Here is an 8,743-nt window from a genome sequence, read left to right as displayed (position 1 = left end):
CGAGGCGATCTTTTTGAATCCGGGAGCACCCCCCTCCCGGACGGTCGGCGAAAAAAGCGTCTCCCTTCGGTCGGGTTCTAACCGAATCTGGTATTTGGGCCGCAGGTTGATTCGTGGGACGGTACCGTTATTACTGAAAACCGCTCTACTGCTCGTCTTCCAGCAAAGCTTCCCAACGCTGCTGACGGCGGATCAGCTCCCAGCCCTGGTCGGTCCACAAAAGCTCAGCGGGGCGTGGGGTGTCGAGGTAGTTGCTGCTCATGCTGCTGGCGTAGGCCCCGGCTTGCAGAATCGCCAGCAAGTCGCCCTCTTTGGGTTCGGGCAGGGTTACGTCGCGGGCCAGCACATCGCCCGACTCACAGGCTGGGCCGGCCAGGTCGTAGGTTTCCATAACCGGGTTTTTGTAGAGCGGTTCGACCGGATGCGTTGCACCATAAAGCATGGGCCGGATCAGCTGGCTCATGCCTGCATCAATCAGCAGATAATTGCGCCGGGTACGCTTGACCCCCCAGGTTCGTGTGACCAGCACCCCGGCTTCTGCGACCAGGTAGCGGCCGGGCTCGAGCCACAACTCGACCTTGTGCTGGTGGGCCAGTGCCATAGCCTGTGCCCCTAGCTCGCCCAGGTCGAGGCCCAGCCCAAAGCCCCCACCCAGGTTGATGACCTGAAAGGGGCCGTGGGTGCGGTAGAGCCGATCCATCACCGCGTAGCCGGCCTGGTAGTCCTCGAGGTGTTCGAGGGCCGACCCCAGGTGAACATGCAGGCCCAGCACTTCCAGGCGGCTCCGGCGGGCCAGTTCCAGGGCCTGCTCCACCTCTTCAGGCAAAATACCAAACTTGCTCTCGCCGCGTCCGGTCGCCAGATGCTCGTGGGTGGCGATGGGCAGGTCGGGGTTGACCCGCAGGATGGCGCGAGCCCTGGGCAGCATCCTGATCACCCGTCGGAGGTCGGTCAGCGAATCGAGGCCCAGAATCGGGATGCCAATTCGGTCCAGCTCCTCGAGCATGGCCGGGGTCTTGACCGGCCCATTCAGCAACACCTCGTTACGCTGGAAACCGGCCTTGTAGGCCCGGTACACCTCACCCAGGCTTACTGCTTCGACAAAGAGACCCCACTGGAGCAGTCGCCGCAGGATGCCCAGGCGGGGATTGGCCTTCATGGCGTAGAAAATCTCCCCACCTGGGAAGGCTTTTTGCAGCCGGTCTATGCGTTCCAGAACCGTCTGCAAATCGTAGGCGTAGAAGGGGGTCTGGAAGTTTTTGGCAGCTTCCTTGAGGGCTTCCTTAAATTCAGGCCGCAGGGCAGTGTAGGATTGGGACATGCTCATCGGGGCGACCCCTCAATCGCGTAACACAGAAGGCTCTTTTCGTACCAGAATCTGGGGCCTGCTCGAGCCCTACGTGCGGGCACTGGAAAGCCAGGGTGCAGGTATTGTAATCCTTCCTCCCCAGGAGAGCGACAGGCTGCCCGCCATCCTGCACAGACTGGATGGGGTGTTGCTGCCGGGTGGAGTGGATGTTGACCCGGCCCACTTCGGCGAAGAGCCCCTCCCTGAAATGGGGGAGGTCAGCCTCGAGCGCGATGCGCTTGAGCTCTTTGTGGCCCGATACACCGCCCAGCACGGCATCCCCACCCTGGGGGTTTGCCGGGGCATTCAGGTGATGAACGTGGCCCTGGGGGGTAGCCTCTATCAGGACTTGCCAGCACAGGGTTTTCGCGCCGTGCAGCACAGCCAGAAAGCCGAGCCGCCGGTGCTGGGCCACAGCCTGGAGCAGGTCGGCAAGAGCCCCCTGAACAAACGGTTTGAACCCCGTTTCCGGGTGAATTCGTATCACCACCAGGCCCTCAAAGACCTGGCCCCAGGGCTGCGCCCCGTTGCAACCGCACCGGATGGTATCGTGGAAGCGGTGGTGCTCGAGGGCCACCCCTTTTACCTTGGGGTGCAGTGGCACCCCGAACTGCTGCCACAGCAGTGGGGAATTTTCCGCGCACTGATCGAGGCTGCCACCAAACAACCGGTTGGCTGAGTACATCCGGGTTTTTTGCACCGACTGGGCTCGGTATACCCCTGGGTACTGCGCCCGTAGCGGCGCCGATTGGGGCGGTCTCAACAGATATCTCGAGGGTATCCGTAGCCGAAAACTCCCCTGGAGAGGCGATTCGCGCACCATTGGAGGGTGGATCCATTGCCTGGGAGTATGCTCGAGCCGATGAGCCTGGAAAGATACTCCTCTGCCGTTTTGGCCCTGCTGGATACTATCTTCGAGGAAGAGGCCCCCGCTATGCGCACGGCAGCGACCTGGATTGCCGATGCCGTGGCGGAAGATCACCTGATTTACACGTTTGGCACCGGACACTCCCATGTGCTGGCTTCGGAGATGTTCCACCGGGCGGGCGGGCTAGCCTCGGTAAGCCTGATGGTTGAACCGGGTGCTACTTTTCAGGTGGGGGCACTGGCTGGAACCCTGCTGGAGCGTACCGCCGGCTATGGTTCGATTATAGCCGGACGCTACCCCATCGAGCCGGGGGATGTGTTAATCGCAATTTCCAACAGCGCAGCCAATGCGGTGGTGCTGGAAGTGGCCCAGGCTGCTAAGGCCAGGGGAGCCCGGGTGATGGCCCTCCTGAGCCGCCAGTATGCCCAGAAGAAACGATCACCCATGCTCGGAATAGCCGACCTGGTGCTGGACAACCACGGCCCAGCCGGAGATGCCCTGGTGGAAATTGGCAGCGAGACGGTTGGCCCCATCTCGACCGTTGCGGGTGCTTTTATTCTCAATGCCATCTGGTGTGAGGCCGCCTATTTGCTGTATCACCGGGGCCTGCCCATCCCGGCCTACCGGAGTAGCAACATGCCCGGAGCCGAAGCCCACAATACCCGCTGGATCGAACACCTCAAAGGAAGAGTGCGGCATCTTTGAGCACTGGAGCGAAGGAGAGGGGAAAAAACGAAGTGCGTTTCTATGCACAGTGCAACAACCGATACTACGCTGTACTATTTGTGTCAGCCCCTTTCCCCGGCTCTTGCTCGCATGAGAGCAGCCCTCAGAGTGTCTTGCGTGCTGGAGGGGGTTAATATTGAAAATTGAAGGAGCCTTAACCCGGCTGTGAGGATTTCTTAATGTCGTTTTGAACCACCCTACTTTTTTGTGCGCTATACACTGGGCTTGGTGCTGGTATCCTATGGTTTTGTCTGGAGGTCAGGGCTTGTCGCTGTATCAGACTCTTAATAGATCCCTCGAGCCCATGCTAGGGGAACGCACCCGCATGGTGCTGGAAGAGGGCGTGCGCCGGCTGGGCGTCAGCCCGGACAGGCTTGATGCAGCACAGGCTGAGGTCATTCTCAAACGCCTGGTCTACCGCGAGCTTCAGACCAAAATGAGCCCCAATGCCGCCCGCAGCCGCATCGAGGAAATGCTGAAGGAACTGGGTATCGGTAGCGGGGAGAACGGCTCTAAATCCGGTTCGAGCAAGGGATCGGCCCATACCAAAGGCGTATTGACTGACCTCGAGGCCGGGCTCAAACGCTTCAGCCTCTACCTCGACTGGCCCGAGGTGGGGCGTTTGCGCGGGCTGATCAACGCGATTAAGCAAGACCCCGAGGCCTCGGCGGTGCGGGCCTTGCTGCGAGAGGGGCAGGAGGTTCTGGCCCATCTCGAGGAACGGCTCCAGTCAGCCCTGCTGCGCCAGACCCGCGATATTGCCGACCTCGAGATGTCCTTGCAGCGGGTGCAGAGCGTGGGCGGCCCCAAAGTGCGCCGCCTGGAAAACCTGATTCGCCAGATTCAAGAGGCGCATGCCCAGGAGACCCTGGCCCTGGCCGAAGTCGAGCGGGCACGTGCGCTGGCTGCTGACATGCGCAAGCTGGTTGAATCCTCGGTGGTGCAAAATCCCTCCAGCGAGATGGCCATCACCCTGGATACCATCGAAGATATTCCGGCAGTGGATCACCCCACCGAGCCGCAGGTGGTGCTCAAAGACCCCACCCTGGAAGTGACAGAAGTGTTCGAGGTGGCGACCGATGGTTTCGACGACGAGGCCCTGGTGTTCGACCTTGATCTCGACTCCCTCACCGCCGAGCAGCAGTCGCGTATCCGCGAGATTGATGTGGCTGAGGATACAAGGCATCTGGAGGCTTTCAAGGAGCGCTATGCGGCGATACTGGGTATCCCCACGATTGCCAGCCAACTGGCTGCCCTGCAGACCGAACTGGGCGCCGGAAACCCTCTGGGCGCGCGCCTGGCAGCTTTTGGCGAACTGCTCAAGGCGACCCATGCCGAAGCTCTTTCAGAAGCGCGGGTACGCTACGAGTGGCTGGCCGATCGGCTGGGCCGCCTGGAGCTGCCCCTGGAAAAAACCGCTGCTGTGCAGGCGCGGCTGGCAGTGGTGCTGGAAACCTTGCAGGCGGGGGGCATTCCGCTGGAGATGGCCGAACTGGATCGAGCCGTGACCGGCCTCGAGGCCGAAGAAAAAGCCGGCCGAGAAATCCGTGAACGCCAGGCCCGCCTCGGGGCAGCCCTGGCGACCCTGCGTACCGAAGCCGAATACTCCCTATCGCCCTTCCGGGGACATCCTCGGGTGGAGTCTTTTATGACGGCCCTGGCCGGGCTGGACATCTCCGAGTCCTCGCTCCAGACCTTGCGTCAGGAACTCTCCGAACTCCTGTCCCAGCTCGCCCGGGAGCGCGAGGAGGAAAGCCTCAAACGTATGGGTTTGCGGGCGGCCGTGCAGGCCCTGCCTACCCTGGAAATCCTCGATCTGGATAAGAAAAACCTGCTTACTCACATCGAGCAAGCAGGCGGGAACCTGGCCGAGCTCGAGCGGGCTGTGGGCGAACTGGTGGGCCGCGCCAGGGGGCTGGTGGCGAGCAAGCTGGATGCCCTCGAGTCGCGCATCCGCTACCTCGAGCAGACCCTCAAAGAATCCCTGATCGAACTCAAGCAGCCCTTGCAGGCTACCCGCGAAGCCCTGGCCCACGGTCGCATTGCCGACCCTACCCCGCTGGAACGCGCCTTAAACGAATTAATTACATCCCGCCGTGCGGCGATGGCCGAAGAACTATCCCGCTACGAGGTGGCCGCTCGCAGCATGAAGGGCCTGGGCGGCGAAGAACTCGAGAACAAAGTAGCCCAGGCCCGTACCTACCTTCAGGCCGGCGAGCTGCCCGACCTGGGCGAGATTCACGGGCTCCTGGGCCGCCTGCGCCGTTCACAGGAAGCCCTGCGGGCTGAGCTGGGCGGGCGTATCAGCGCTCTGCTCGAGGCTTACAACACCCATAAAAGCGTCGGAGGCGAGACCGCCCTGCGCATCAAACCGTTGTGTGATTTCCTGCTGTCGGCCTCCGATCGCCTGCCCCGCCTGGGGGTGAGCGGCCTGCTCGAGGTGCGCCGGGCCCTGGAGGATGCCGAACGCCTGGAAGCCCAACTGGCCCAGGAGTACGCAGCAGCCCAGAGCCTGATGCAGGAGTTCAAGGGGGCCGACCTCGAGTCCTTGCTGGGTGTTTTCGAGTCCCCCACCCAAGTGAGCACACCTCCCCAACCCACCCCCTCCAAACCCACCCCACCCGAGACTACCCCTCCGCCGCAACCACAGGCTTCCAACCCTGCCCCAGCCATCCGTGCCGAAGCGCTGAGCCCGTTTCGTATCCGGGGTGTGGAGGCCATCGCCTTGATCGAGGCGGGCAAGGCAGTGGCCGGAAGCCTACCCTTTGCTTCAGGCAGTGTCCAGATGGTCTTTGACGATCTGCTCAACCTGGCCAATGAGCTGTCCGGAGAGGCTGCCCAGCTCTCGATAATTTCCCTACCCCAGTGGGTGCTGTTGCTGGTGCCCCTAAAGCAAAAAGGGCTGGTCATCCTGGCCGAAAAAGCCCTGCTCTCGCGCCTGCTGGCCCTCATCGAGCGCCAGCGTGATGTGCTGGAAGCGCTGTAGCTCTGATTCAATCACCGCTGCCGTGCACATACTGAAGCTCGTAGAGCTTGGCGTAGTAGCCGCCTTTTTGCAGCAGTTCCTCGTGGCTGCCTTCTTCTACCAGCCTGCCCTTGCGGAAGACCAGGATGCGGTCTACGTGGCGGATGGTCGAGAGGCGGTGGGCAATTACAATCGAGGTGCGGCCTTCCATCACCCGGTATAGCGCAGCCTGAATCTTCTGTTCGGTCTCGGAGTCTACGTTGGCGGTGGCCTCGTCGAGTATCAGCAGGATGTCGGGGTTGTGCAGGATGGCCCGGGCCAGCGCCAGCAGCTGCTTCTGGCCGGTGGACAGGCCGCCGCCTCGTTCGTGCAGCACGGTCTGGTAGCCCTGGGGCTGCTCGGCGATAAACTCGTCGGCGCCCACAAAGGCACACACTTCCTGGATGCGCTCGAGGGTAATCCTATCGTCCCCCAGCCGCAGATTCGACTCGATGGTGCCGCTAAACAAGAACGGGTCTTGCAGCACGATGCCAATGGAACGACGCAGGCTGCGCTGGGCGTAATTCCGCACGTCCTGCCCATCAATCTTCACCGCCCCTTGCTGCACATCGTAGAAACGGGCAATCAGGCTAATAACGCTGGTCTTGCCCGCCCCGGTGGCCCCTACCAGGGCTACTTTCTCACCCGGCCGAACCCGGAAATTCACCCCGCGCAGCACCCAGTCCCACTCGCCCTGTTCGCTCACAGGGTTTTCAACCGCTTTGAGGGCTTGAGCCGGGGAGCCGGGGGACTTGGGAACTGAGGAGGTAAAACCCTCCCCCCCCGCGCCATGGCCCCCTGGTAGAGTTCCGTCGGGTTTGGCCTCGCCCCGCTTCCCGTAGGCAAACCAGACGTTCTCGAAGTCAATCTGGCCCCGGAAGCGCTCGACCCGCTTGGCATCGGCCCGGTCGGCCACGTCCTCTTCGGTATCCAGCAGGCCAAAAATGCGCTCTGCCGAGGCCATGGCCGCCTGGAAGATGTTGAACTTATCGGAGAGGTCTTGCAAGGGCTGGAAGAGCTGGCGCACATAGTCGGTGAAAGCCACCAACAACCCCAGCGTGAGGGCCTGTTGAACGACCTGCCCACCCCCGTACCAGAGCACCAGGGCCACGGTAACCTCGCCCATGAAGCCCACCAGGGGAAAATACAGGGCAAACCACTTGATGATGTCTACCCAGGCCGACCGCAGGTCGGTGGAGAGCAGGTTGAACTGTACCTCGTTTTTGGGTTCACGGTTGAAAACCTGGGTGGTCTGTACCCCGGCCAGGTTTTCTTGCAACGAGGCATTGACTCTGGCCAGGCGCAGCCGCATGGCCCGGTACGAGTCGCGCATCCCGCTGCGTATCCAGTTGGTAACCAGCAAAAAGACCGGAATGAGGGCAAACGAGACCAGCGCCAGCCGCCAGTCCAGCACCAGCATGAAGGTCATCAGGCCTATAATCAGGGCAAAGTCGGCGATAAGTCCGACCAGCCCCCCGGTGATGAACTGATTGATTGCGTCCACATCGGAAGTGATGCGGGTCATCAGACGGCCCACGGGGTTGCGGTCATAATAGCCCAGGTGCAGGCGCTGAAGCTTGGCGAAGATTTCCGAGCGCAGGTCGTAGAGAATGTGCTGACCCACCCAGCTAATCAGATAGGTCTGGGCATAATTGGCGATAAAGTCCACCAGCCGCACGGCCAGAAACAACGAGCAGATCAGCAGCAGGGTCTCGTAGCGCTGGGCCAGCGGCAAAACCTCGCGCGGCACAATTGCGTTGTCAATGGCGAATTTGAGGAAAAGGGGGGTCGAGGCTGCCGTGAGGGTGCTCACCACCAGGGCCAGCAAGGCCAGCCCCACCTGTTTCCAGTAGGGCCGGACGTAGGCCAGAATACGGCGGGCATATTTCGCATCAAAACTCTTTTTGAAGGCTTCTTCTTCGTGCATAAGGCTCCGCTGCTGATAGCTGACTGCAAATGGCTGATAGCTTTTTCGCTATGGGCTATGGGCTATCACTCCATCTCCGCTTGCAGGCGCTGGATGCGGTCAAGTTCGGCATAGATTCCACTGTGGGCTAGAAGCATCTCGTGGGTGCCCTCCTCAGCGATTTTGCCGTGGTCCAAGACCACAATCCAGTCGGCATACTGCAGAGTGGAGGTGCGATGCCCGATCAGGATGGTGGTCTGCTGGCCCAGCACACTTTTCAAGCCAGATAGAATCCGCGATTCGGTCTCGGTATCTACGGCGCTCATGGCGTCATCCAGAATCAGGATTTGCGGCCTTTTGGCCAGGGCTCGAGCCAGTGCAGTTCGCTGGCGCTGCCCACCCGAAAGGGTCACGCCACGCTCCCCCAGCGAGGTATCGTATCCCCTGGGAAAGCCCAGAATATCGTCGTGAACCCCGGCCAACCTGGCAGCCCACTCGGCCCGTTCCGGGTCGGTCTGCGCCAGCCCAAAGCAGATGTTTTCGGCCAAGGTGTCGGAGAAGAGAAAGGGCTCCTGGGGAACCAGTCCGATGGCACTGCGCAGGGTATGGAGTGGTAAATCTTTTACGTCGTGGCCGCCCACCAGTACCCGTCCCGAACTCGGCTCCAGGATGCGTGGAATCAGACTTACCAGTAAGGTCTTGCCGCTCCCGGTACGCCCGGTGATGCCCAGGGTGGTGCCCTGTGGGACGGTGAGTGTGATGCTATCCAGCACCCTGCGCCCTCCCAGTTCCAGGCTTACCTCCTCAAACTTAACCTCCCCCCACCCGTTAAGATCATCAGCCACCCCCTTCGCCCCTCGCGGGAGAAGGGGGTCGGGGGGTTGAGGGGTG

At 61.6% G+C, this 8,743-nt stretch carries 6 protein-coding genes; 3 read left to right on the top strand and 3 right to left on the bottom strand.

The window, feature by feature from the left end:
* Window positions 1-145: 145 nt before the first annotated feature.
* Window positions 146-1,327, bottom strand: a complete 1,182-nt coding sequence (gene lysA, locus Q0288_RS08345; protein WP_299429434.1) for a diaminopimelate decarboxylase — start codon at window positions 1,325-1,327, stop codon at window positions 146-148.
* On the opposite strand from lysA, the gene Q0288_RS08340 reads away from it, so the two are divergent.
* From Q0288_RS08340 to Q0288_RS08330, 3 genes are all read left to right on the top strand, one after another.
* Entirely contained in the window at window positions 1,320-2,027 is a 708-nt protein-coding gene (locus Q0288_RS08340) for a gamma-glutamyl-gamma-aminobutyrate hydrolase family protein (RefSeq protein WP_299429433.1), read from the top strand. The two genes, lysA and Q0288_RS08340, sit on opposite strands and share 8 nt — an antisense overlap.
* Window positions 2,028-2,210: 183 nt before the next feature.
* On the top strand, window positions 2,211-2,921 hold the full coding sequence (locus Q0288_RS08335) for a sugar isomerase domain-containing protein (RefSeq protein ID WP_299429432.1): 711 nt from the start codon (window positions 2,211-2,213) through the stop codon (window positions 2,919-2,921).
* A 325-nt stretch (window positions 2,922-3,246) separates the two neighbouring features.
* A complete protein-coding gene (locus tag Q0288_RS08330) occupies window positions 3,247-5,928 on the top strand; it encodes a hypothetical protein (protein WP_299429431.1) in 2,682 nt (893 codons plus the stop codon).
* A gap of 7 nt (window positions 5,929-5,935) precedes the next feature.
* Here Q0288_RS08330 and Q0288_RS08325 read toward each other — a convergent pair whose 3' ends face one another.
* Together Q0288_RS08325 and Q0288_RS08320 are read right to left on the bottom strand one after the other, a co-directional pair.
* Window positions 5,936-7,873, bottom strand: a complete 1,938-nt coding sequence (locus tag Q0288_RS08325) for an ABC transporter ATP-binding protein (RefSeq protein ID WP_299429430.1) — start codon at window positions 7,871-7,873, stop codon at window positions 5,936-5,938.
* A gap of 65 nt (window positions 7,874-7,938) precedes the next feature.
* A partial coding sequence (locus tag Q0288_RS08320) for an ATP-binding cassette domain-containing protein (protein ID WP_299429429.1) occupies window positions 7,939-8,743 on the bottom strand: 805 nt, incomplete at its 5' end.

Origin of the sequence: uncultured Meiothermus sp., from assembly GCF_937863175.1 — a bacterium.
Classification (GTDB): domain Bacteria; phylum Deinococcota; class Deinococci; order Deinococcales; family Thermaceae; genus Meiothermus.
Note: the sequence above shows the minus strand (reverse complement) of the source record. Positions and strands in the feature narration are given on the sequence as shown.

Coding starts and splice junctions, on each gene's coding strand:
- Q0288_RS08340 (WP_299429433.1), top strand. CDS start 1,320: ATGCTCATCGGGGCGACCCCTCAATCGCGTAACACAGAAGGCTCTTTT.
- lysA (WP_299429434.1), bottom strand. CDS start 1,327: ATGAGCATGTCCCAATCCTACACTGCCCTGCGGCCTGAATTTAAGGAA.
- Q0288_RS08335 (WP_299429432.1), top strand. CDS start 2,211: ATGAGCCTGGAAAGATACTCCTCTGCCGTTTTGGCCCTGCTGGATACT.
- Q0288_RS08330 (WP_299429431.1), top strand. CDS start 3,247: ATGCTAGGGGAACGCACCCGCATGGTGCTGGAAGAGGGCGTGCGCCGG.
- Q0288_RS08325 (WP_299429430.1), bottom strand. CDS start 7,873: ATGCACGAAGAAGAAGCCTTCAAAAAGAGTTTTGATGCGAAATATGCC.